The organism is Hydrogenophaga sp. 2FB (assembly GCF_005503365.1).
Taxonomy (GTDB): domain Bacteria; phylum Pseudomonadota; class Gammaproteobacteria; order Burkholderiales; family Burkholderiaceae_C; genus Hydrogenophaga.
Window position 1 is genome coordinate 72709 of sequence record NZ_SCML01000007.1, and the last position, 22426, is coordinate 95134.

Below are 22426 nucleotides of genomic sequence, written 5' to 3' on the forward strand. Positions count from 1 at the left end.
GGAACCGTCGGGAGAGAGCGGTCACACAGGGACACCGAAACCACCTCCCTGGGACCTGCATGAAACGACTTGCCGCTGGCGACCTTTCTACTCCAACATCGCTTCTTGCGACCCGCAACCGGGCCGACCTCCCACCCGATCTGATCCGAACCCGCACCAGCGGCGGGCAACTGGTGAGCCTCATGGAGCCGATTCCGGGCCAGGAAGGCCAGGCGCCCATGGAGCTGTTCCTGCAGTGGTCGAAGCGGTTGCAGACACAGGATGGACCGCACAGCGCGCAGGAGCACGCGGCTGTGGAAACCATTCTGTTGCTGGACCGCGAGGACAAGGTGGACGATGCCGATGCCAGGACCCTGGCGCTGGCGAGCGACATGCTGCTGAAAAGCGGCCAGGCCGCCTTGTTGCGCCGGCTGGTGTTGCTGACCCGAATGCACTGCGTGTTCGATGTGGGCTCCAACGAACACGCGGCGAACGTGCTGGCGCGCATGGGCACGACCTGGCCACGGGACGTCCCGGTGTCGATCAAGCTGGCGAGCGCCTTGCCTCTTCACGCGGTCATGGCGCTGCACGGGTTCATGAGGCGGCCCTCCGAGCTCAGCGTGAACCTGGTCGCCAACCACACGGAGGGGCCTGTGACCGCAGAGGCGTTTTCCGCGCTGCTGCGGTTGCGTCCGATCGCGGGGCTGAACATCGTGGTGGAGTCCGCCCTGGAGCCGCCCGCCGACAATGGCGGCCGCGTGGTGGCGAACGTGGCAGCCCTCGACGTGCTGCAGGCATTGCCGGGTGTCGTGGCACGGGCCATCGGCATCCAGTTCGGGTACCTGTACGCGGGGCACGCGCAGGTGGAGGCCGCGCTGGTCGAATGCGTCCGGGAGTCGGGCGCCACGATGCTGGACGTGTCGGACAAGAGCGTCGAGCCGGACGTTGCGCAACGGCTGTTGGCGTGCCGCCGAGGCTGGGACATCGTCCATGTGCGGCTGCAGGACGATGTGCTCCAGGCCTGGCTTCGAAGCGGTCAGAACACGGTGGGGCGGTTGGAGCTTCATCCGCAGGACGGCTCGCAGAGTGTGGCCTTCGCCAACGATTTCGAGCGCTTGTCCCTGCTGGCGCAGAACGGTGTGCACACAATCGTCGCTCACGGCACGCAGGACCTCATGGCCCTGGCTTTCGCGCTGGGGCAGCATGCGATGCGGTCCGAGCATGTGTTTGAACGGATCGAGGGGTGCTTCGTGGTGTCGGTGAATGCCAAGGTTCAGGACGTTGATCGGGCGCTGGTTTTCCTGGCGCGCAACCACAACGTCCTGACCATGACCCATCGCCCCATGGCCATCGCGTCAGACCTCACCATTCCCATCGATGTGGATGCCACGGCGCGGCTCAATGGCATGAGCGCGGTGAACCGTTTGATGCCGGCCGAAGAGCGCGCCGCCGCGCAACGGCAGATCAAGGCCCTGTGGTGGTCGCGCGCCGTGCACACGCTGAGTGGCTTGCTGGCGGAGAATCGTCAGCCCCTGGAACTGATAGCCCACCTCTCTACGCCCGACAACATGCTGTGTCTGCCCGTGAATGTGCACGGGGTGCTGGAGGAGCCGCAGAACGATGGCGCCCGCGCGAAGGTGCAGGTCCTCGCCGCAGCCGACGTGCCGGCCGACCTTGTCAAGGCCGCGATCACCGATTGGGTGGGCACCGCCCGCGCGCAGGAGCTGGCACCGATGTGCCAGGCGCTCATTGCAGCAGGGTGTGCCTGGCGCGTGCGCACGGACGCCGAGTGGCGAGCCCTCGGCAGCGGTTTTCACCAGACCTGGATGCGTGAAGGCATGCCCTCCACGCAAGTCGATGCGATCACGCCGCTGCCGTCCCCCGACCCCAACGTGCGCGCGCCCGTGGGGAACCCGGCCGTGCCGGGGGCGTCGGGTGCGGCCGCCTCACAGCCACCAACCGCCGTGGCTGCCGCCCGGCCGGCGCGCGCGAACCCGGACACGCTCGTCACGCCGCCCGGCGCCGCAAGCCGCCAGACCCTGCGGGACCGCATGCAGGTGCGCCTGGCGGCGATAGGGCACGGCTTTGTGGCGCACCGCGATGCGATCCGGATGATCATGGACTTGCTCGACACCGGAACGATCAACCCCGCACGGGCCGCGGCGGGGGTCATGTACATGGCCCACGAGCTCCTCAGCCACGGGCAGGCGGCGCTGCTCAAACACATCATCGCGCGGGTCCCTGCGCATTGGCCGGTGGTCGTGCAGACAGCGCCCATTGCGGCTGCGCTGGCAGACCTGCACGGCTGGCCTGACGACCCGCAATGCACATGCGCCCTGGTGATATCCACCGATCTTTCGCCAACGGCCGCTGCCCAGGTGATCGCGTTTGCCAACACGGTCAAACCCGAGCAGCTGACGTTGCACGTCGACATACAGTCGCCGACCTACGACACCATCTGGGACGACCTGTCGGCACTCATTCAGTCGCGCGCGGGCCTGGCGCTGCAGATGGCGCTGTCACCCCGCACACTCTTTATCCCGACCGACGGATTGACCCGACTGCTCAACAACGTCAAGGGCACACCCATCAGAAGCGTCGGTCTGGATCGCTTGGACGTTGGCGACGAATCGTTCCTGCGGGCGATGGCGGATGTGCTCAAGGTTTCACAGGTGAAGGGTTTGCATTTGACGCAAGGCAGCGATGCGTTGGCACAAGCGACCTTGCCATGCCGCGCCTGGGACAGGCTGACGGTGCACGCCAGTCGCACCGTGGCTGTGCTGTTCGGCAGCGCGGCGGTGGCTGCAACGCAGCTTGTGGTGAACATGGACCGGCTCGAACCGGAAGACCGCCACTGGGTGGAGAGCATCGTGGGCGGCTGCAAGGGTCTGAAGAGCGTGGAAATCGCCCGCTCACCCTTCAACATACTGTCCCTGACCCGTGCCCTGGCGCGCAATCCCACGGTGGAGGAATTCATTGGCACACTCTCGGCGATGGACGCCCGCGAGGTGAGCGCCGCGTTGAGCCTGCTGCGTCGCAACACGTCGCTGATGTATGTCGAGGAAACGTCGGAACGGTTTTCCGACAATGGAGAGCGGCGCCTCGGTCCCCGTGCCAAGCAAGGGGTGAGCGAGATCATGACCCGCAACCGGCTGCGCCGTCCCGAGTTGTCCGCGCAAGGGACGGGCAAAGGCTTTGGCTGGAGCCTGGGCGATGGCCGCTCGGTGAAGGTCGGCCCGGCGATGTTCCATGCCGGCACCAGGCCGTTCATCGAATGGGGCGGGATCATGGGGCCCTATCTGGATGCTGCGTCGGTGGTGGCGTTGGCCAGCACCAGTAAAGCCGCCTATGTGGGTTCGCGCGATCCATGGGAAATCGAGGTGGATCGGTTGGCGGGCCTTCTGACCATCGAGGACCACGACGAATTCGCGGCCATGCTGGTCAACCAGCTGACCCATCTCCGCGACGATCTCACGGCGCCGCCTGACGAGACCTCTTCCAGCGAGGATGCCCCTGCGCGGCGGTTTCTTGACAAGGTCATCGACATGCAGGCCATTGCCGTGCCCGCCAGCGCCATCACCCAGGCGATCGGTCGCTGCCTGTTGGCACAACAGGGATCTGCCCGCGATCTGCTGGAAGCGCTCGCCTATCTTGGCGCGATGCCGCCCGAGGTGTGGCTGAGAGAGGGGCTTGGGATCGAGGTGCCAAACCGGACGGCTTGACGCGAGGGCGGGGCGCCTCAGAGCACGCCGTCGAACATCATCACGTCAACGGCGTCGCCCGCGTTCACGCGGCCCTGGTCGTGGTGCAGCACGATCAGGCCGTTGGCCTCGACCATGGAGCGCAGCACGCCCGAGCCTTGAGGTCCGGTGGTGCGCACGCGCAGCGTGCCGTCCGCTTCAAGCGTGACGATGCCGCGCTGGTATTCCGTGCGGCCGGGTTTCTTGCGCAACCCCTCGGCGCTGGTGGCGCGCAGCAACACGGGCTCCTCCACCACCGCGCCCATCAGGCGTTGCAGGGCAGGGCGCACGAAGGCCAGGAAGGTCACCATGGCGGCCACCGGGTTGCCCGGCAGGCCGAACAGCACGGCAGGGGGGCCACCGGTTGCGCGGGCGATGCGGCCCACGGCCATCGGCCGGCCCGGGCGCATGGCGATGCGCCAGAACGCCACGTCGCCGAGCTGCTGCAGCAGGGCCCTGGTGTGGTCGGCGTCGCCCATGCTCACGCCACCACTGGTGACGATCGCGTCGGCCTGCTGGGCGGCCTGGCGGAACGCGGCGTCGAGCTGCGCGGGCGCGTCGCGCACGACGCCCATGTCGAGTACCTCCACACCCAGGCGCGTGAGCAAGCCGAAGAGGGTGTAGCGGTTGCTGTCGTATACCGCGCCTTCGCGTGGTGCATCGCCCAGGCTCAGGATTTCGTCGCCCGTGGAGAAAAAGGCGACCTTGACACGGCGGAACACCTTCGCCGTCGGCAAGCCCAGGCTGGCGATCAGGCCAAGCGCGGCCGGGCCCAGGGTGTGGCCTTGGCGCAGGGCGGGCTGGCCGAGCTGGAGGTCTTCGCCACGCAGGCGGCGGTTCTCGCCGGCGTTGAGCGCGTTGGGCGGCACCACGATGTGCTGTTCGCCATCGGCCTTGACGAGTTCGAGCGGTGCCACCGTGTCCAGCCCGGTGGGCAGGACGGCGCCGGTCATGATCTTCACGCATTCGCCCGCACCCACCGTTCCGGCCCAGGCCTTGCCGGCCAGGGCGGTGCCGATCACGCGCAGGCGCAGCGGCTGTGCGGCCTGGAGCTGCGCGCCATGGAACGCGAAGCCGTCCATGGCCGAGTTGTCGTGCGGCGGCACGTCGATGGGGGAGACCACGTCCTGCGCGAGCACGCGGCCCAGTGCGCTGCGCAGGTCGATCTCTTCGGTGTCGGTGACCGGATTCACCCAGCGGGCCAGCAAGGCGTGGGCGCTGGCGACGCTGAGGTCCGGGGTGGCGTCGTTCATCCGCCGATGTAGCTCATTTCCACGCGGCGCTTGCCCTGGCCCGCGTCGGGCGGCAGGCTGGCGCGCAGTTCGGAGTAGCGGTCGCCGCGGCCTTGCCAGATGCTGGCAATGGCGCTGGACAGCTGTTCGTCGGTGGCGTCGCCGCGGATCAGCTGGCGCAGGTCGTGCCCCTGGCTGGCGAACAGGCAGAGGTAGAGCTGGCCTTCGGTGGACAGGCGCGCGCGGTTGCAGTCGCCGCAGAAGGCCTGCGTCACGCTGCTGATGACGCCGATTTCACCCGTGCCGTCGGCATAGCCCCAGCGCTCGGCGGTTTCGCCCGGCGCCGAGGCGCCGAGCTGCACCAGCGGCAGTTCGCGGTGGATGCGCTGCACCACCTCGGCGCTGGGCAACACCTCGTCCATGCGCCAGCCGTTGGTGGCGCCCACGTCCATGTACTCGATGAAACGCAGCACGATGCCGGAGCCCTTGAAGTGGCGCGCCATCGGCAGGATCTGGTCGTCGTTGGTGCCGCGCTTGACCACCATGTTGATCTTGATCGGGCCCAGGCCCGCGGCCTGCGCGGCGGCGATGCCGTCGAGCACGTCGGCCACGGGAAAGTCCACGTCGTTCATGGCGCGGAAGATGGTGTCGTCCAGTCCGTCGAGGCTGACGGTGACGCGCTGCAGGCCCGAAGCCTTGAGCGCGTTGGCCTTGCGTGTCAGCAGCGAGCCGTTGGTGGTGAGCGTGATGTCCAGCGGCTGGCCTTCGACGGTGCGCAAGGCCGCGAGCTGTTCGATCAGGATTTCGAGGTTCTTGCGCAGCAGCGGTTCACCGCCCGTGAGGCGGATTTTCTGCACGCCGTGCGCGACGAACTGGCGTGCCACGCGCGTGATTTCCTCGAAGCTGAGCAGGGCGCTGTGGGGCAGGTAGGGGTAGTCCTTGTCGAAGATGCTCTTCGGCATGCAATAGCTGCAGCGGAAGTTGCAGCGGTCGGTGACGCTGATGCGCAGGTCGCGCAGCGGGCGGCCGCGTGTGTCGCTGAGCAAGCCTGTTGCCGCCGTGGCCACGGAAGGGACGCGCGCAGGCACCGAGACCAGGCGCTGGTCGATCAAGGGAATCACGCGTTCGGACATGGCTCGATTATGGGCGAGCGACCCCCTGTTGACGGGATACGCCTGGGGGCACCCGGTTCGCCGCGTGGACATTGCGGCGGCGGGGCCGGTCGGTTCGACACGATGGCGAAAAAAAGCCCGCCGAAGCGGGCCTCCTGAGCCGTTGCGGGTGGCCCGATCAGGTCGCCAGCGGCAGCAGCGGCACGATCAGCAGCGCCACGATGTTGATGATCTTGATCAGGGGGTTCACCGCAGGACCGGCCGTGTCCTTGTAGGGGTCGCCCACGGTGTCGCCGGTCACGGCGGCCTTGTGCGCCTCGCTGCCCTTGCCGCCGTGGTTTCCGTCTTCGATGTACTTCTTGGCGTTGTCCCACGCACCGCCGCCGGTGCACATGGAAATGGCCACGAACAGACCGGTGACGATGGTGCCCATGAGCAAGCCGCCCAACGCTTTCGGCCCAAGGAACACGCCCACCAGGATCGGCACCACCACCGGCAGCAGCGAGGGGATCACCATTTCCTTGATGGCCGCGGTGGTCAGCATGTCGACCGCCTTGCCGTACTCGGGCTTGGCCGTGCCTTCCATGATGCCGGGGATCTCCTTGAACTGGCGGCGCACTTCCACCACCACCGAGCCGGCGGCGCGGCCCACGGCCTCCATCGCCATGGCACCGAAGAGGTAAGGAATCATGCCGCCGATGAACAGGCCGATGATCACCATCGGGTCGCTCAGGTCGAACGTCACCTTGTGGCCGAAGGTCTCCAGCTTGTGGGTGTAGTCGGCGAACAGCACCAGCGCGGCCAGGCCGGCAGAGCCGATGGCGTAGCCCTTGGTGACGGCTTTGGTGGTGTTGCCCACGGCGTCCAGCGGGTCGGTGATGTCGCGCACGCTGCTGGGCAGCTCGGCCATTTCGGCAATGCCGCCGGCGTTGTCGGTGATCGGGCCGTACGCGTCGAGCGCGACCACGATGCCGGCCATGCTCAACATGGCGGTCGCGGCGGTGGCAATGCCGTAGAGGCCGCCCAGCGTGTAGGACGCGATGATGGCCACGCACACGAACAGCACGGGCCAGGCGGTGGAGCGCATGGACACGCCCAGGCCAGCAATGATGTTGGTGCCGTGGCCGGTGGTGGACGCTTGCGCGATGTGCTTGACCGGGCTGTACTGCGTGCCGGTGTAGAACTCGGTGATCCAGACCAGCGCGGCGGTCAGCACCAGGCCCACGGCACAGGCGCCGAACAGGCGCAACTGGCTGCCGGTGGCCGTGATGGCGTTGTCCGGAATGATCCAGCTGGTGACGAACCAGAACGCGATCAGCGAGAGCACGCCGGCGATGGCCAGGCCCTTGTAGAGCGCGGGCATCACGTTCTTCATGCCCGGGCTGGCCTTGACGAAGAAGCAGCCGATGATGGATGCCAGGATGGACACGCCACCGAGCACCAGCGGGTAGAGCACGGCCTGCATCGGCGCGGCGGTGACCATGAGCGCGCCCAGCACCATGGTGGCGATGAGCGTGACCGCGTAGGTCTCGAACAGGTCGGCCGCCATGCCGGCGCAGTCGCCCACGTTGTCGCCGACGTTGTCGGCGATCACGGCCGGGTTGCGCGGATCGTCTTCCGGAATGCCGGCTTCCACCTTGCCCACCAGGTCGGCGCCGACGTCAGCGCCTTTGGTGAAGATGCCGCCGCCCAGTCGCGCGAAGATCGAGATGAGCGAGGAGCCGAAGGCAAAGCCGATCAGCGGGTTGAGCAGCTTGGCGAGGTCGCCCGCCGGTGCGCCGCCACCTTTGCTCAGCAGGAACCAGAAGAACCCGGCCACACCCAGCAGACCCAGGCCGACCACCAGCATGCCGGTGATGGCGCCGCCGCGGAACGCCACGTCCAGCGCCGGGCCAATGCCCTTGGTGGCGGCTTGCGCGGTGCGCACGTTGGCGCGCACCGAGATGTTCATGCCGATGAAGCCGCAAGCCCCCGAGAGCACCGCGCCGAGCACGAAGCCGATCGCGGTGGTGGGGTCAAGGAAGACCCCGATCAGCACGGCCAGCACCACGCCGACGATGCCAATGGTCTTGTACTGCCGTGCCAGGTAAGCCGCGGCGCCGGTTTGAATGGCCCCGGCGATTTCCTGCATGCGGGCGTTGCCCGCGTCCTGAGAAAGAATCCAGCTGCGGGACCAGAAGCCGTAGATCACGGCCACGAGTCCACACACCAACGCAAAGATCAGCGCAGATTGTCCAACCATCAGATTTACTCCTGCTCGTTTTCGACTTGGAGGGGGCAACGCCTCCGGGGATGCCCCCGCTGCGTTGCTTCCTCGCTGCCGGTGGGCGCTGCGTTGCACAGCGTCGAGACAGGGCGATTGGCCAACGCTATGAATTTAATGGCAATTGCGCAAATGCGTGTGACCGTGGCGCGGGAAGTCAGCTTCGAATCAGTAAAATCAGGGTAAATCCTAGGCGCGTCGGACTTGTCCGGACGCGCCTTTGTTTACCCGCCGGTCTCCGGACGAATCCTTTCGTTTCAACTACCTCCCACAACACCATGGCTCTCGACAACGTCACTCCCGGAAAAAACGTGCCCGAATCGTTCAACGTGATCATCGAAATCCCGATGAACGCCGACCCGATCAAGTACGAGGTGGACAAGGAAACCGGTGCGATCTTCGTGGACCGCTTCATGAGCACCGCCATGCACTACCCGACCAACTACGGTTATGTGCCCAAGACGATCTCGGGCGACGGCGACCCGGTGGACGTGCTGGTGATCACGCCCGTGCCGCTGATCCCCGGCGTGGTCGTGCCTTGCCGCGCGATCGGCATCCTGAAGATGCAGGACGAAGCCGGTGAAGATGGCAAGGTGCTGGCCGTGCCGACCGACAAGATCCTGTCGATCTACACCCAGTGGCAAAAGCCCGAAGACCTGAACCCGATGCGCCTGAACACCATCCAGCACTTCTTCGAGCACTACAAGGACCTGGAACCCGGCAAGTGGGTGAAGGTGATCGGCTGGGAAGGCAAGGACGCCGCCCACCAGGAAATTCTGGACGGCATCGCCAACTACGAAAAAGCGAACAAGGCCTGATCGGCCCCATTCGCCATTCATTCAGGGCATGGCCCTGAACGGATTTCGCAAGGCCAGGTGATCGAGGTACTCCCCGATCCCCTGGCCTTCGCGTTTCAGGAAGCGGTCCACCGCGTCGGCGAACGCCGGGTGCGCCAGCCAGTGGGCGCTGGTGGTCTTGACCGGGAGCAGGGCGCGCGCCATCTTGTGCTCGCCCTGGGCACCGCCTTCGAAGCGCGCGAAGCCGTTCAGGAGGCACCAGATCAGCGGCTGGTAGTAACACGCCTCGAAGTGCAGGCAGTCCACCCGCTCCAGCGCACCCCAGTAGCGCCCGTAGGCGGTGAGGGTGGTGCTGTCGATGCCGATCAGGCTGCAGGCGATTGGGCCGCCTTCGCGCTCGGCGACGAAGAGCAGCCAGTGCTCCGGCATGGTCTGTGCCATGCGGTGGAAGAAGTCGCGGCTCAGGTAGGGTGCGTTGCCGTGTTCGAGGTAGGTGCGTTCGTAGCAGCGGTAGAAAAAGTCCCAGTCAGCGTCTGAAATGTCGCTGCCGCGCGACCAGCGAAAGCGCACGCCAGCCTCGTGCACCTTGCGCCGCTCCTGCCGGATCTTCTTGCGTTTTTCCTGCTGCAGGCTGGCGAGGAAGTGGTCGAAATCCCGGAAGGGTGCGGCGCTGGTGGCGTCTTCGTTCTGCCAATGGAACTGCACGGTGTGGCGCAGCATCAGCCCGGCGGCTTCGCACGCTGCGATGTCGTGCGCTTGCGCGAACAGCAGGTGCAGCGATGACAGGTTTTCTTCCTGCGCATGGTCGATGAGTGCCTTCACCAGCGCCGTGCGGGCCTGGGCATCGCGCGCCAGCAAGCGCGCCCCGGGCACCGGCGTGAACGGCACGGCCACCAAAGCCTTGGGGTAGTAGCCCAGCCCGTGCTGCTCGTAGGCGTTGGCCCAGGCCCAGTCGAACACGTACTCGCCGTACGAATGGCTCTTCAGGTACATCGGGCAAGCCGCTTGCAGCTCCTCGCCACGCCACAGCGTCACGAACTGCGCTTGCCAGCCGGTGGTCGCGCACGCGCTGCCGCTCTCGTGCAACGCGCTCAGGTACTCGTGGCGCATGAACGGGCTGGGGTCGGGCTCGAGCGCGAGCAACGCGTTCCAGGCGCGCGCGCCGATCTCCCGCGGCGATCCGAAGACCCGGGTGACATAATCGTTTTCAGCCAATCACGGCTCCCGGCCACCGCTTCTTCGCGGCATCTCCAGCCAGATTCCCAGACCTCATGACTCTCTCCATTTGCGTGGCTCAACTCAATTTCGTGGTGGGCGACATGGTGGGCAACGCCCGCAGAATCGTCGACGCTGCCACGCAGGCCCATGCGCGCGGCGCCCGCCTGCTGCTCACGCCCGAACTCGCGCTCTGCGGCTATGCGGCCGAAGACCTGTTCCTGCGGCCCGCCTTCATCGACGCCTGTGATGATGCCCTCAAAGTGATCGCGAGCGGCACGGCCCACCTCAAAGGCCTGCACATCGTGGTGGGACATCCGGCGCGCGCGGGCGAGACGATCGAACGGCGCGAGCGCAGCGTGGCCGTGGCCTACCTGCACAACGCGGCGAGCGTGCTCTGCGAAGGCCGCGTGACCCACACCTACGCCAAGCGCGAACTGCCCAACTACCAGGTGTTTGACGAACGCCGCTACTTCGTGCCCGGCCAGGGCACGTGCGTGATCGACGTGGACGGCGTGCGCGTGGGCTTGCTGATCTGCGAAGACGCCTGGTTCGACGCGCCCGCGGCCGACGCGAAGGCCGCTGGCGCCGAGCTGCTGGCGGTCATCAACGCATCGCCGTTTCACGCGGGCAAGGGCGGCGAGCGTGAAGCCACCATGCGCGAGCGCGTGCGCTCCACCGGCCTGCCGCTGCTGTACGCCCATCTCGTGGGTGGGCAGGACGAGATCGTGTTCGAAGGCCGCAGCTTCGTGCTGGGCGCCGATGGCGCGCTCGCGGGCCGTGCGGTGAGTTTTGAAGAAGCCTTGTTTGACGTTGCGTTCAAGCGCCAGGACGCGGGCTGGCAGATCACTGCCGAGACCGACCGCGCCCACAGCCCGGAGGCCGATCTGTGGCACGCACTCGTGCTGGGTGTGCGCGATTACCTGGGCAAGAATGGCTTTCCCGGCGCGATCCTCGGGCTCTCGGGCGGTATCGATTCGGCCCTGGTGCTGGCGATCGCGGTCGATGCCCTGGGCAAGGACAAGGTGCGCACGGTGATGATGCCGTCGCCCTACACGGCCGACATTTCCTGGATCGACGCGCGCGACATGGCCGCGCGCATGGGCGTGCGCTACGACGAGATCGCCATCGCGCCGCAATTCGAGGCCTTCAAGGCCAGCCTGGCGAGCGAGTTCGCCGGCCTGCCCGAAGATACGACCGAAGAAAACCTGCAGGCGCGCATCCGCGGCACCTTGCTCATGGCCTTGTCCAACAAGTTCGGCAGCATCGTGCTGACCACCGGCAACAAGAGCGAAATGGCCACGGGCTACTGCACGCTGTACGGCGACATGGCGGGCGGTTTTGCCGTCATCAAGGACGTGGCCAAGACCATGGTGTTCAAGCTCGCGCGCTGGCGCAACGCGCACGACCCGTACGGCACGGGCGCCGACCCGATCCCCGATCGCATCATCACGCGCCCGCCCAGCGCCGAGCTGCGGCCCGACCAGAAAGACCAGGACAGCCTGCCCGAATACGCCGTGCTCGACGCCATCATCGAGCGCTACATGGAAAACGACCAGAGCCCGGACAGCATCGTGGCGGCCGGCTTCGCGCGCGCCGACGTCGACAAGGTGGTGCGCCTGATCCGCATCAACGAATACAAGCGCCGCCAGGCGCCCGTGGGCATTCGCGTGACGCACCGCAGCTTCGGCAAAGACTGGCGCTACCCGATCACGAGCAAATACCGCGCATGAGGCGCGAGCGCGCAATGCCTTGGGCATAATCAAACGCGATTACCGAACCGCCCTGGAGCTACCCCCATGAAACAGATCACCGCCGTCATCAAACCGTTCAAGCTCGAAGAAGTGCGCGAGGCGCTGGCCGAGCAGGGCGTGACCGGCCTGACCGTGACGGAGGTCAAAGGCTTCGGTCGCCAGAAAGGCCACACCGAGCTCTACCGTGGCGCCGAGTACGTGGTGGACTTCCTGCCCAAGGTCAAGATCGAGGTCGTGGTGAACGCCGGCGACGTGGATCGCTGCGTGGACGCGATCATCCGCGCGGCGCGCACCGGCAAGATCGGTGACGGCAAGATTTTCGTGACGGAAGTGGAGCGCGTGGTGCGCATCCGCACCGGCGAGGAAGACGAAACGGCGGTCTGAGTCAGATCGCTTCGATGCGCGGCGCGGGTGAAAAGCCCGCGGACTGCACCAGCTCGGGCAGCAAGGTCGCAATGTCGTCGCCCACGCGGATGAGGTCCATCTGCCACTCGTTCATGAACGCCTGCTCGACACCCGCGCGCAGGAACGTCATCAAACCATCGTAGTAACCCGCCACGTTGAGCAGGCCCACGGGCTTGTCGTGGTAGCCGAGCTGGCGCCAGGTCCAGACCTCGAAAAACTCCTCGAACGTGCCGATGCCGCCCGGCAGCGCCAGGAAGGCGTCGGCCCGCTCCGCCATCATGCGTTTGCGCTCGTGCATGGTGTCCACCACGTGCAATTCGGTGCAGCCGTTGTGCGCCCATTCCTTCTCGACCAGCGCCTTGGGGATGATGCCGACCACGCGCCCACCCGCGGCCAGCGTGGCTTCGGCCACCACGCCCATGAGGCCGTTGCGGCCGCCGCCGTATACCAACTGGCCGCCATGACCACCGATCCACTCACCGATGGCCCGCGCCGTTTCGGCGAAGGCGGGATCGACGCCCGGGCGGGAGCCGCAATAGACACACAGGGAAAAGGTGGGATCGGTCATCGGCAGAAAAAAAGTTTGTTGTTGTTCAGGCCCAGCGCGCCCACAGGGCAGCCAACCAGATGCCACCACACAGCAGCAGGCTCAGCAGCACGGCGGCGCTGCCCATGTCCTTGGCGCGCTTGGACAGGTCGTGCCACTCGGGGCTGATGCGGTCGATGGCGGTTTCAATGCCGGTGTTGAGCAGTTCGACCACCATCACCAGCACTACCGCCGCGCAAAGCAGGGCGACTTCCACCCAGGTCTGGCCGAGCCAGAAGGCAGCCGGGATCAGGACCACCGCCGCCAACGCTTCCTGGCGAAAGGCGGTCTCGCCCCAGCCCGCGCGCAGGCCGGCCAGGGAGTAGCCGAAGGCGTGGGCCATGCGGGACAGGCCGGTGCGCCGCTTTTGCGCATCGACCGGTTCTTGGGGCGGGAGGGCACTCATTTTTTGGCGGGCGCAAGGTGGTGCACCAGCCGCGTGCCGGCCAGCGCGTCGTGCAGGAACTGGCGCTGCGGGTGAAAGCGCGAGAGCAGGGCCCAGATCGCGATCCAGCCGATCAGCAGCACCGTCAACTCGCCGCCCGGCAGGTTGAACAGGCCGGAGACGGCCAGCGGCGGCAGCAGCCACAGCCAGGACAGCAGGTAGCGCAGCAGCGCGCGCGGCTGGGACAGCGGCTGGCCGTTGCGGTCGACGACGCGGATGTGCCAGGTCTTCATGGCCAGGGTCTGGCCCTTGGCCCAGAACCAGGTGAAGTAGATGCCGAACACCACGAACAGAAACGCCTGCTGGGCGTGCCGGTTGTCCAGCGCGTGCCGGGTCTGCGTGAGGGTGGAAAACAGGTAGCTCGCGAGGAAGACGACGCCAAACATCAACATGCCTTCGTAGAGCCAGCAGGCCATGCGGCGGCGCAGGGAAGGCGCCATCAGCGCAGGGTGGTTGTCCGGGGTGTGGTCGGTCATGGAGAGCGGGGTCGCGGCGCGGGCGCGCGCATCGAAAAACGGAGCGGCGATTGTCGCATCGCCAAAAAACAAGGCCGAAAAGAGGCTTTGACGGACGCCGGGCGCAACTTCCCCGTGTTGCAGTGCGATAATCCCGGCTGCAATTCAAAAAGGCAAACGGATCAAGGTCCGGCGGGGTATGTGCCCGTCCATGGCCATTGGTCTCAAGTCTCGACACCGCTTCACAAGAGTTGGTCTAGAGGCACCCAAGGTTTTTCGTTAGAGAAATTCTCGAAAGGTTCATCATGGACATCAGCAAGGCCGAACTGGCCTCGGCTGCCGCAGCGCAATCCAGCGCCGGCTCAGCCACACAAGAACTCCGCGGCGCAGAAATCCTGATCAAGGCCCTCCAGGCCGAGCAGGTGAAGTACATCTGGGGCTACCCCGGTGGTGCTGTGCTGCACATCTACGACGCTTTCTACAAGCAGGACACCATCCAGCACGTGCTGGTGCGCCACGAGCAGGCGGCGGTGCACGCGGCCGACGGCTATGCGCGCGCCACCGGCGACGTGGGCGTGGCGCTGGTCACCTCCGGCCCTGGCCTGACCAATGCCGTCACCGGCATCGCCACCGCCTACATGGACAGCATCCCGATGGTGATCATCTCCGGCCAGGTGCCCACGGCCGCCATTGGCCTGGACGCCTTCCAGGAGTGCGACACCGTCGGCATCACGCGCCCCATCGTCAAGCACAACTTCCTGGTCAAGGACGCGCGCGACATGGCCTCGGTGATGAAGAAGGCCTTCCACATCGCCCGCAGCGGCCGCCCTGGCCCGGTCGTGGTGGACGTGCCGAAGGATGTGTCCTTCAACAAGGTGCCGTACAACGGTTATCCTGAGTCGGTGGAAATGCGCTCCTACAACCCGGCGCGCAAGGGCCATGGCGGCCAGATCCGCAAGGCGCTGCAGCTGCTGCTGGCGGCCAAGCGGCCTTACATCTACACCGGCGGCGGCGTGCTGCTGGGCAATGCCACGAACGAGCTGCGCACGCTGGTGGACTTGCTGGGCTACCCCGTCACGAACACGCTGATGGGCCTGGGTGCCTACCCGGCGTCGGACCGCAAGTTCCTCGGCATGCTGGGCATGCACGGCACGATCGAAGCCAACAACGCCATGCAGAACTGCGACGTGCTGCTGGCCGTGGGCGCGCGCTTTGACGACCGCGTGATCGGCAACCCCAAGCACTTCGCCCAGAACGAACGCAAGATCATCCACATCGACATCGACCCGTCGAGCATCTCCAAGCGCGTCAAGGTCGATGTGCCCATCGTCGGTGACGTCAAGGATGTGCTGACCGAGCTGATCAACATGGTGCGCGAGAGCACCACGCGCCCCGATGCAACCGCTCTGGGTGAGTGGTGGAAGACCATCGAGACCTGGCGCTCGAAGGACTGCCTGAAGTACGACCGCGGCAACACCGACGTGATCAAGCCGCAATACGTGGTGGAAACGCTGTGGAACATGACCAAGGACGCGGATGTGTACATCACGTCCGACGTCGGTCAGCACCAGATGTGGGCCGCGCAGTACTACCGCTTTGACGAACCCCGCCGCTGGATCAACTCCGGCGGCCTGGGCACCATGGGCGTGGGCATTCCCTATGCCATGGGTATCAAGCTGGCAAAGCCCGATGCCGAGGTGTTCACCATCACCGGCGAAGGCTCGGTGCAGATGAACATCCAGGAGCTGTCCACCTGCTTCCAATACAACACGCCGATCAAGATCTGCTCGTTGAACAACCGCTACCTCGGCATGGTTCGGCAGTGGCAGGAGATCGATTACGAAGGCCGTTACAGCCACAGCTACATGGACGCGCTGCCCAACTTCGTGAAGCTTGCCGAGGCTTATGGCCACGTCGGCATGCTGATCGAAAAGCCGCAGGATGTGGAGCCGGCACTGCGTGAGGCGCGAAAGCTCAAGGACCGCACTGTGTTCATGGACTTCCGCACCGACCCGACGGAGAACGTGTTCCCCATGGTCAAGGCTGGCAAGGGCATCACCGAGATGCTGCTGGGTTCCGAAGACCTGTAAACACCCAAGCGAAGCGGCGACAGACACCTCGTCGCTTCATCCCCTTAGACGAATCTATTGTCCGTCGAGCCTGCGCATTACCGTGCGCAGGGGAGGGCGGCGAAAAGAGGAATCGCACTTATGAAACACATCATCGCTGTCTTGCTGGAAAACGAACCTGGCGCACTGTCGCGCGTGGTCGGCCTGTTTTCCGCCCGTGGTTACAACATCGAATCGCTCACGGTGGCGCCCACCGAAGACCCGAGCCTGTCGCGCATGACGATCCAGACCACCGGGTCGGACGACGTCATCGAGCAGATCACCAAGCACCTGAACCGCCTGATCGAGGTCGTCAAGGTGGTCGACCTCACCGAAGGCGCCTACACCGAGCGCGAGCTCATGATGGTGAAGGTGCGCGCGGTGGGCAAGGAGCGCGAGGAAATGAAGCGCATGGCCGACATCTTCCGCGGCCGCATCATCGACGTGACGGAGAAGAGTTACACCATCGAACTCACGGGCGACCAGGGCAAGAACGACGCTTTCCTGGAAGCCATCGACCGCTCGGCCATTCTCGAAACCGTTCGCACCGGCGCCAGCGGCATCGGCCGAGGTGAGAGAATCCTGCGCGTTTGAGTTTTTCGGGGCTCAGCCTTTTGCCCGTTCGCGCTGAGCCTGTCGAAGCCCCGATCCGCCCTTGTGGCGAACCGAGGTACCGAGAGCCCTTCGACAGGCTCGAGAAGAACGGCACAACCCATCAATCTACTGGAGCAATGAGATGAAAGTTTTCTACGACAAAGACTGTGACCTGTCCCTGATCAAGGGCAAGACCGTTGCCATCATCGGCTACGGCAGCCAGGGCCACGCCCACGCACAGAACCTGAACGACAGCGGCGTGAAGGTCGTGGTCGGCCTGCGCAAGGGTGGCGCATCGTGGGACAAGGTCGGCAAGGCCGGCCTGAATGTTCTGGAAGTGAACGACGCGGTCAAGGCCGCCGACGTGGTCATGATCCTGTTGCCCGACGAGCAGATCGCCGAGGTCTACACCAACAACGTCGCGCCCAACATCAAGCAAGGCGCTTCGCTGGCCTTCGCCCACGGCTTCAACGTGCACTACAACCAGGTCGTGCCGCGCGCCGATCTGGACGTGTGGATGGTCGCGCCCAAGGCCCCTGGCCACACCGTGCGCAACACCTACACGCAAGGTGGCGGCGTGCCCCACCTCGTGGCGGTGCACCAGGACAAAACCGGCAAGGCGCGTGACCTGGCCCTGTCCTACGCCATGGCCAACGGTGGCGGCAAGGCCGGCATCATCGAAACCAACTTCAAGGAAGAGACCGAGACCGACCTGTTCGGCGAACAAGCCGTTCTGTGCGGTGGTGCGGTCGAGCTGATCAAGATGGGTTACGAGACGCTGGTGGAAGCCGGCTACGCGCCCGAAATGGCGTACTTCGAGTGCCTGCACGAGCTCAAGCTCATCGTTGATCTGATCTACGAAGGCGGCATCGCCAACATGAACTACTCGATCTCGAACAACGCCGAATACGGCGAGTACGTGACGGGCCCTGAAGTGATCAACGAGCAGTCGCGCGTGGCCATGCGCAATGCGCTCAAGCGCATCCAGAACGGTGACTACGCCAAGATGTTCATCGCCGAAGGCCGCACGAACTACCCGTCGATGACCGCACGCCGCCGCAACACCGCCGATCACAGCATCGAAGTGGTGGGTGCACAGCTGCGCGCCATGATGCCCTGGATCGCCAAGAACAAGCTGGTGGACCAGACGCGCAACTGATCGCGCAAGGCAAGCCGATCCGCGCGCCGCGCGGACCGACCACAAGGGCCACTTCGGTGGCCCTTGTCGTTTTTTCCACGGTGCTCTTGCTGCCGTACACTGCAATATTCTGCGCAGAACAGCTGTCGCAGGGCCAATTTGCCCAAAGATTCGACGGAGAGGAGAGGCCTACATGCACGATGGAACAGACCCCCACATGACGCAGAACGAGGAACGCCCAAGGCGACCCAAGGGCATCTACATGGTGCCCAACATGATCACGCTGGCCGCGCTGTTTGGCGGTTTCTATTCGGTGGTCATGGCCATGAATGGCCGCTTCGATCTGGCCACCGTGGGCATCTTCGTGGCCATGGTGCTCGACAGCCTCGATGGCCGCGTGGCACGCCTCACCAACACGCAGAGCGCCTTTGGCGAACAGATGGACTCCTTGTCCGACATGGTGTCTTTCGGCGCGGCACCCGCGCTCATCGCCTACGAATGGACCCTGCGCGACCTCGGCCGCTGGGGCTGGATTGCGGCCTTCGTGTATTGCGCCTGTGCCGCCCTGCGTCTGGCGCGTTTCAATGTCAACACCGCGGTGGTGGACAAACGCTATTTCCAGGGCCTGCCGTCGCCGGCCGCTGCCGCGCTGGTGGCGGGTTTCATCTGGCTCATGACCGAACTGGAAATCCCGCCGCAGAACGTGACCTGGGCCATGTTCGCCATCACGCTCTACACCGGGCTGACCATGGTCACCAATGTGCCGTTCTACAGCTTCAAGGACTTGAGCCTGAAGAAGAGCGTGCCGTTCGCGGCCATCGTGCTGGTGGCCTTGGGCATTGCCGTCATCAACATCCACCCGCCCACCGTGCTGTTCGCGCTGTTCATCGTGTACGGCCTTTCGGGCTACGCGGTGTACTGCTGGCGCAAGGCCAAGGGCCGCCCGACCAGCGTGATCAGCACCTCCACCGACGAGCCTGACGAACGCGGGCTGCACGATTGAGTGTTCCATCTCGAAAGATGTGATAGAGTTTGCGACATGAGTTTTCGCGCTTTCGCCCTACTACTGGATGTCCGTCACGGGCAGTCTGGATAGCGCGCGCGCATTCCCTTCAAAACGGCCCGTTTGCACCTGCAGCGGGCCGTTTTTGTTTGGGGCTGCGGGTTTCAGTACCATCGAAAGTGCACCATGTTGAAACAACCTGCCAGCAAGTACCCCGCCTTCAAACCGATCGGTCTCAAGGACCGCACATGGCCCGATGCCACGCTCACCCAGGCGCCCATCTGGCTGAGCACCGATCTGCGCGATGGCAACCAGGCGCTGATCGAACCGATGGATGTGGCGCGCAAGCTGCGCATGTTCGACTTGCTGGTGAAGATCGGCTTCAAGGAAATTGAGGTCGGCTTTCCGGCCGCGTCGCAGGTGGAGTTCGACTTTCTGCGCAGGCTCATCGACGAAGGCCGCATTCCCGACGACGTGACCATCCAGGTCATGACGCCAGCGCGCGAAGAGTTGATCGAGCGCACCATCGAATCGCTGCGCGGCGCGCGCAAGGCGATCGTGCATGTCTACAACGCCGTGGCGCCGGTGTGGCGCGAGGTGGTGTTCGGCATGAGCGTGCCCGAGGTGATGGCCTTGATCGAACGCAGTGTCGGCTTGGTCAAGCGACTCACCGACGCGCAGACCGACACCGAGTGGGTGCTTCAGTATTCGCCCGAGACGTTCAGCATGGCCGAACTCGAGGTGTCGCTGCAAGCCTGCGAGACGGCGATCGCGGCGTGGGGCGCAGGGCGCCCGGTGATCCTCAATCTGCCCACCACGGTGGAGAATGCAACGCCCAACGTCTTCGCCGACCAGATCGAGTGGATGAGCCGCCGCTTTGCCGATCGCCGCAACGTGGTGCTGTCGGTGCACCCGCACAACGACCGCGGGACCGGCACCGCCGCGGCCGAGCTGGCCTTGATGGCCGGCGCGCATCGCGTTGAAGGCTGTCTCTTCGGCAACGGCGAACGCACGGGCAACCTGGACGTGGTCAATGTCGCGCTCAATCTCTACGTGCAAGGCGTGACACCCAACCTCGACTTCTCCGACATCGATGCCATCCGGGCCGAGGTCGAGCATTGCAACCAGTTGCCGGTGCACCCGCGCCATCCGTATGTGGGCGAGTTGGTCTACACCTCGTTCTCCGGTTCGCACCAGGACGCGATCAAGAAGGCGTTCGCGGTGCGCAAGGACGGTGACGTCTGGGCCATTCCCTATCTCCCGATCGACCCCAAGGACCTGGGCCGCAGCTACGAGGCCGTCATCCGCGTCAACAGCCAGTCGGGCAAAGGCGGCATGGCCTATTTGCTGGAAAGCGAATACGGCCTTGAATTGCCGCGCCGCCTGCAGATCGAGTTCAGCCAGGTGGTGCAAGCGGTCATGGACGCGAATGGCAAGGAGCTGGGTGCCGCTGACCTGTGGGCCATCTTCGAGCGCGAGTATGGGCTGGCGCAAGCGCCGTTGCAGTCGGCCATGAAAGACGTTGATGGCCAGAGCGTGCGCGTGTCTGCCCAGTTGCAGATCGCGGGGCAAGCGGTGGCGGTGGACGGCCAGGGCAACGGCCCCATCGACGCTTTTGTCCATGGCGTTTCCGCCGCCACGGGCAGACAATTGCGGGTGCTGGATTACCATGAGCACGCCATCGGCTCGGGCGCCGAAGCCCGCGCCGTCGCGTATGTTGAACTGCGCGTCGACGGCAGCCGCACGCTGTTTGGCGTGGGCATCGATGCGAACATCGTGTCCGCGTCCTTCAAGGCCATCGTCTCCGGCATGCAGCGGGCGGCATTGCCGCTCGCCCACGATCGCGAAATCCTGCAGGCAGGTTGATACCGACCTGCCCACGACAACCTTCTCCAACGGAGTTTCCCCATGAGCGACAAACTGATCATTTTTGACACCACCTTGCGCGACGGCGAGCAATCGCCCGGTGCGTCGATGACCAAGGACGAGAAGCTGCGCATCGCACGCCAGCTCGAACGCCTCAAGGTCGATGTCATCGAGGCGGGATTCGCCGCCAGCTCCAATGGGGACTTTGACTGCGTGCAGGCCATTGCCAACACCATCAAGGAGTCGACCGTGTGCTCGCTCGCACGCGCCAACGACCGCGACATCGCCCGCGCTGCAGAGGCCCTCAAGGGCGCGCACCGCGCGCGCATCCACACCTTCATTGCCACCAGCGCGTTACACATGGAGAAGAAGCTGCGCATGACGCCCGAGCAGGTGCTGGAGCAGGCCGTGCAGTCGGTGCGTTTCGCGCGCAACCTGGTGGACGACATCGAGTTCAGCCCGGAAGACGGCTACCGCAGTGATCCGGATTTCCTCTGCCGCGTGCTGGAGGCCGTCATCAAGGAAGGTGCGACGACGCTCAACATCCCGGACACGGTGGGTTACGCCATCCCCGAGTTGTACGGTGAATTCATTCGCAGCCTTCGTGAGCGCGTGCCCAACTCCGACAAGGTGATCTGGTCGGTGCATTGCCACAACGACCTGGGCATGGCCGTGGCCAACTCACTGGCGGGGGTGAAGCTCGGCGGCGCGCGTCAGGTGGAGTGCACCATCAACGGCCTCGGCGAGCGTGCGGGCAACTGTTCGCTGGAAGAGATCGTGATGGCGGTGCGCACGCGGCGCGACTACTTCAACCTGGACGTGGGCGTGGACGCCACACAGATCGTGCCGGCCAGCCGCATGGTGAGCCAGACCACCGGTTTCGTGGTGCAGCCCAACAAGGCGGTGGTGGGCGCCAACGCGTTTGCCCACGCCAGCGGCATCCACCAGGACGGCGTGCTCAAAGCGCGCGACACCTACGAAATCATGCGCGCGGAAGATGTGGGCTGGAGCGCCAACAAGATCGTGCTGGGCAAGCTCAGCGGGCGCAACGCGTTCAAGCAGCGCCTGCAGGATCTGGGCATCGAGATGGAGTCCGAGAGCGAAATCAACACCGCCTTTGCGGCGTTCAAGGAGCTCGCCGACCGCAAGAGCGAGATTTTTGACGAAGACATCCTGGCCCTGTGCAGCGACGAGAGTGTGACCGCTGAAAAAGAGCAGTACGGCCTGGTCTCGCTCAAGCAGCGCAGCGAAACCGGTGAACGACCGCATGCGAATGTGGTGTTCACGGTGGATGGCAAGGAAGTCGAGGGCGAGAGCGATGGCAATGGTCCGGTGGACGCGTCGCTCAAAGCGATCGAAATGCACGTCAAGAGCGGTGCGGAAATGCTGCTGTATTCGGTCAACGCCATCACGAGTGGGTCGACCGAGAGCCAGGGTGAGGTGACGGTGCGTTTGCAGCACGGTGGACGCGTGGTCAACGGCGTGGGCGCGGACCCGGACATCGTCGTGGCATCGGCCAAGGCCTATCTGAGCGCGTTGAACAAACTGCACAGCAAAGCCGATCGCGTCGCGGCGCAAGGATAAAACCCAATCAAATCAAAGACTTGATGAAATTTGTTTCTTGAACCGCAGAAAAGGCACCAAAAGTAGCACCTGTTCTACCGATCATTGAAGACAATTTCCCAAGCATTTGATATTGCTAGTTTTTTTCCGGATGTCTATACTTCGCTCCTG

Annotated in this window: 17 protein-coding genes; 10 read left to right on the forward strand and 7 right to left on the reverse strand. The window is 65.0% G+C overall.

Annotated features, from left to right (window positions below; all coding sequences use genetic code 11):
* Nucleotides 1-59: 59 nt before the first annotated feature.
* Nucleotides 60-3701: a hypothetical protein gene (locus FFS09_RS06275; protein ID WP_137918005.1), complete on the forward strand. Its 3642-nt coding sequence runs from the start codon at nucleotides 60-62 to the stop codon at nucleotides 3699-3701.
* A gap of 17 nt (nucleotides 3702-3718) precedes the next feature.
* Here FFS09_RS06275 and moeA read toward each other — a convergent pair whose 3' ends face one another.
* The 3 genes from moeA to FFS09_RS06290 form a co-directional block, all read right to left on the reverse strand.
* Nucleotides 3719-4972: a molybdopterin molybdotransferase MoeA gene (gene moeA, locus FFS09_RS06280; RefSeq protein ID WP_137918006.1), complete on the reverse strand. Its 1254-nt coding sequence runs from the start codon at nucleotides 4970-4972 to the stop codon at nucleotides 3719-3721.
* Nucleotides 4969-6084: a GTP 3',8-cyclase MoaA gene (gene moaA / locus FFS09_RS06285; RefSeq protein WP_137918007.1), complete on the reverse strand. Its 1116-nt coding sequence runs from the start codon at nucleotides 6082-6084 to the stop codon at nucleotides 4969-4971. The genes moeA and moaA overlap by 4 nt, the downstream gene beginning before the upstream one ends.
* A gap of 157 nt (nucleotides 6085-6241) precedes the next feature.
* Nucleotides 6242-8305, reverse strand: coding sequence for a sodium-translocating pyrophosphatase (locus tag FFS09_RS06290; RefSeq protein WP_137918008.1), 2064 nt, complete (start codon nucleotides 8303-8305; stop codon nucleotides 6242-6244).
* A gap of 299 nt (nucleotides 8306-8604) precedes the next feature.
* Between FFS09_RS06290 and ppa the strand changes: the two genes are divergently transcribed.
* Nucleotides 8605-9144 carry an inorganic diphosphatase gene (ppa, locus tag FFS09_RS06295; protein WP_137918009.1) on the forward strand — a complete coding sequence of 180 codons (540 nt, stop codon included), beginning with the start codon at nucleotides 8605-8607 and terminating at the stop codon, nucleotides 9142-9144.
* Nucleotides 9145-9165: 21 nt separating this feature from the next.
* On the opposite strand, the gene FFS09_RS06300 is transcribed toward ppa, so the two are convergent.
* Nucleotides 9166-10338 (reverse strand): GNAT family N-acetyltransferase, encoded by a 1173-nt coding sequence (locus FFS09_RS06300; RefSeq protein WP_137918010.1) that lies wholly within the window; start codon nucleotides 10336-10338, stop codon nucleotides 9166-9168.
* Nucleotides 10339-10394: 56 nt separating this feature from the next.
* Here FFS09_RS06300 and FFS09_RS06305 point away from each other — a divergent pair, with 56 nt between their 5' ends.
* Both FFS09_RS06305 and FFS09_RS06310 read left to right on the forward strand, forming a co-directional pair.
* Nucleotides 10395-12071, forward strand: coding sequence for an NAD+ synthase (locus tag FFS09_RS06305; RefSeq protein WP_137918011.1), 1677 nt, complete (start codon nucleotides 10395-10397; stop codon nucleotides 12069-12071).
* 66 nt (nucleotides 12072-12137) lie between these two features.
* Nucleotides 12138-12476: a P-II family nitrogen regulator gene (locus FFS09_RS06310; RefSeq protein WP_137918012.1), complete on the forward strand. Its 339-nt coding sequence runs from the start codon at nucleotides 12138-12140 to the stop codon at nucleotides 12474-12476.
* Nucleotide 12477: 1 nt separating this feature from the next.
* Here FFS09_RS06310 and FFS09_RS06315 read toward each other — a convergent pair whose 3' ends face one another.
* Genes FFS09_RS06315 through FFS09_RS06325 form a run of 3 tightly spaced genes read right to left on the reverse strand, consistent with a single transcriptional unit; the run spans nucleotide 12478 to nucleotide 14004 of the window.
* The gene (locus FFS09_RS06315) at nucleotides 12478-13065 is read right to left on the reverse strand and encodes an LOG family protein (RefSeq protein WP_137918013.1); all 588 of its coding nucleotides are present in this window, start codon (nucleotides 13063-13065) and stop codon (nucleotides 12478-12480) included.
* Between the two features lie 25 nt (nucleotides 13066-13090).
* Nucleotides 13091-13489 (reverse strand): diacylglycerol kinase, encoded by a 399-nt coding sequence (locus tag FFS09_RS06320; RefSeq protein ID WP_137918014.1) that lies wholly within the window; start codon nucleotides 13487-13489, stop codon nucleotides 13091-13093.
* Nucleotides 13486-14004 (reverse strand): RDD family protein, encoded by a 519-nt coding sequence (locus FFS09_RS06325; protein ID WP_137918015.1) that lies wholly within the window; start codon nucleotides 14002-14004, stop codon nucleotides 13486-13488. Before FFS09_RS06325 ends, FFS09_RS06320 begins: the two co-directional genes overlap by 4 nt.
* 284 nt (nucleotides 14005-14288) lie before the next feature.
* Here FFS09_RS06325 and FFS09_RS06330 point away from each other — a divergent pair, with 284 nt between their 5' ends.
* The 6 genes from FFS09_RS06330 to FFS09_RS06355 all read left to right on the forward strand — a co-directional run bounded on the left by FFS09_RS06330 (nucleotide 14289) and on the right by FFS09_RS06355 (nucleotide 22276).
* The gene (locus FFS09_RS06330; RefSeq protein ID WP_137918016.1) at nucleotides 14289-16073 is read left to right on the forward strand and encodes an acetolactate synthase 3 catalytic subunit; all 1785 of its coding nucleotides are present in this window, start codon (nucleotides 14289-14291) and stop codon (nucleotides 16071-16073) included.
* 120 nt (nucleotides 16074-16193) lie between these two features.
* Nucleotides 16194-16685: an acetolactate synthase small subunit gene (gene ilvN, locus FFS09_RS06335; RefSeq protein WP_137918017.1), complete on the forward strand. Its 492-nt coding sequence runs from the start codon at nucleotides 16194-16196 to the stop codon at nucleotides 16683-16685.
* 142 nt (nucleotides 16686-16827) lie between these two features.
* Nucleotides 16828-17844 (forward strand): ketol-acid reductoisomerase, encoded by a 1017-nt coding sequence (gene ilvC / locus FFS09_RS06340; protein ID WP_137918018.1) that lies wholly within the window; start codon nucleotides 16828-16830, stop codon nucleotides 17842-17844.
* A 172-nt stretch (nucleotides 17845-18016) separates the two neighbouring features.
* A complete protein-coding gene (pssA, locus tag FFS09_RS06345; protein WP_137918019.1) occupies nucleotides 18017-18826 on the forward strand; it encodes a CDP-diacylglycerol--serine O-phosphatidyltransferase in 810 nt (269 codons plus the stop codon).
* Nucleotides 18827-19012: 186 nt separating this feature from the next.
* Nucleotides 19013-20692, forward strand: a complete 1680-nt coding sequence (gene leuA / locus FFS09_RS06350) for a 2-isopropylmalate synthase (RefSeq protein ID WP_137918020.1) — start codon at nucleotides 19013-19015, stop codon at nucleotides 20690-20692.
* 42 nt (nucleotides 20693-20734) lie between these two features.
* Nucleotides 20735-22276, forward strand: coding sequence for a 2-isopropylmalate synthase (locus tag FFS09_RS06355; protein WP_137918021.1), 1542 nt, complete (start codon nucleotides 20735-20737; stop codon nucleotides 22274-22276).
* Nucleotides 22277-22426 lie beyond the last annotated feature (150 nt).

Coding starts and splice junctions, on each gene's coding strand:
- FFS09_RS06275 (WP_137918005.1), top strand. CDS start 60: ATGAAACGACTTGCCGCTGGCGACCTTTCTACTCCAACATCGCTTCTT.
- moeA (WP_137918006.1), bottom strand. CDS start 4,972: ATGAACGACGCCACCCCGGACCTCAGCGTCGCCAGCGCCCACGCCTTG.
- moaA (WP_137918007.1), bottom strand. CDS start 6,084: ATGTCCGAACGCGTGATTCCCTTGATCGACCAGCGCCTGGTCTCGGTG.
- FFS09_RS06290 (WP_137918008.1), bottom strand. CDS start 8,305: ATGGTTGGACAATCTGCGCTGATCTTTGCGTTGGTGTGTGGACTCGTG.
- ppa (WP_137918009.1), top strand. CDS start 8,605: ATGGCTCTCGACAACGTCACTCCCGGAAAAAACGTGCCCGAATCGTTC.
- FFS09_RS06305 (WP_137918011.1), top strand. CDS start 10,395: ATGACTCTCTCCATTTGCGTGGCTCAACTCAATTTCGTGGTGGGCGAC.
- FFS09_RS06310 (WP_137918012.1), top strand. CDS start 12,138: ATGAAACAGATCACCGCCGTCATCAAACCGTTCAAGCTCGAAGAAGTG.
- FFS09_RS06315 (WP_137918013.1), bottom strand. CDS start 13,065: ATGACCGATCCCACCTTTTCCCTGTGTGTCTATTGCGGCTCCCGCCCG.
- FFS09_RS06320 (WP_137918014.1), bottom strand. CDS start 13,489: ATGAGTGCCCTCCCGCCCCAAGAACCGGTCGATGCGCAAAAGCGGCGC.
- FFS09_RS06325 (WP_137918015.1), bottom strand. CDS start 14,004: ATGACCGACCACACCCCGGACAACCACCCTGCGCTGATGGCGCCTTCC.
- FFS09_RS06330 (WP_137918016.1), top strand. CDS start 14,289: ATGGACATCAGCAAGGCCGAACTGGCCTCGGCTGCCGCAGCGCAATCC.
- ilvN (WP_137918017.1), top strand. CDS start 16,194: ATGAAACACATCATCGCTGTCTTGCTGGAAAACGAACCTGGCGCACTG.
- ilvC (WP_137918018.1), top strand. CDS start 16,828: ATGAAAGTTTTCTACGACAAAGACTGTGACCTGTCCCTGATCAAGGGC.
- pssA (WP_137918019.1), top strand. CDS start 18,017: ATGCACGATGGAACAGACCCCCACATGACGCAGAACGAGGAACGCCCA.
- leuA (WP_137918020.1), top strand. CDS start 19,013: ATGTTGAAACAACCTGCCAGCAAGTACCCCGCCTTCAAACCGATCGGT.
- FFS09_RS06355 (WP_137918021.1), top strand. CDS start 20,735: ATGAGCGACAAACTGATCATTTTTGACACCACCTTGCGCGACGGCGAG.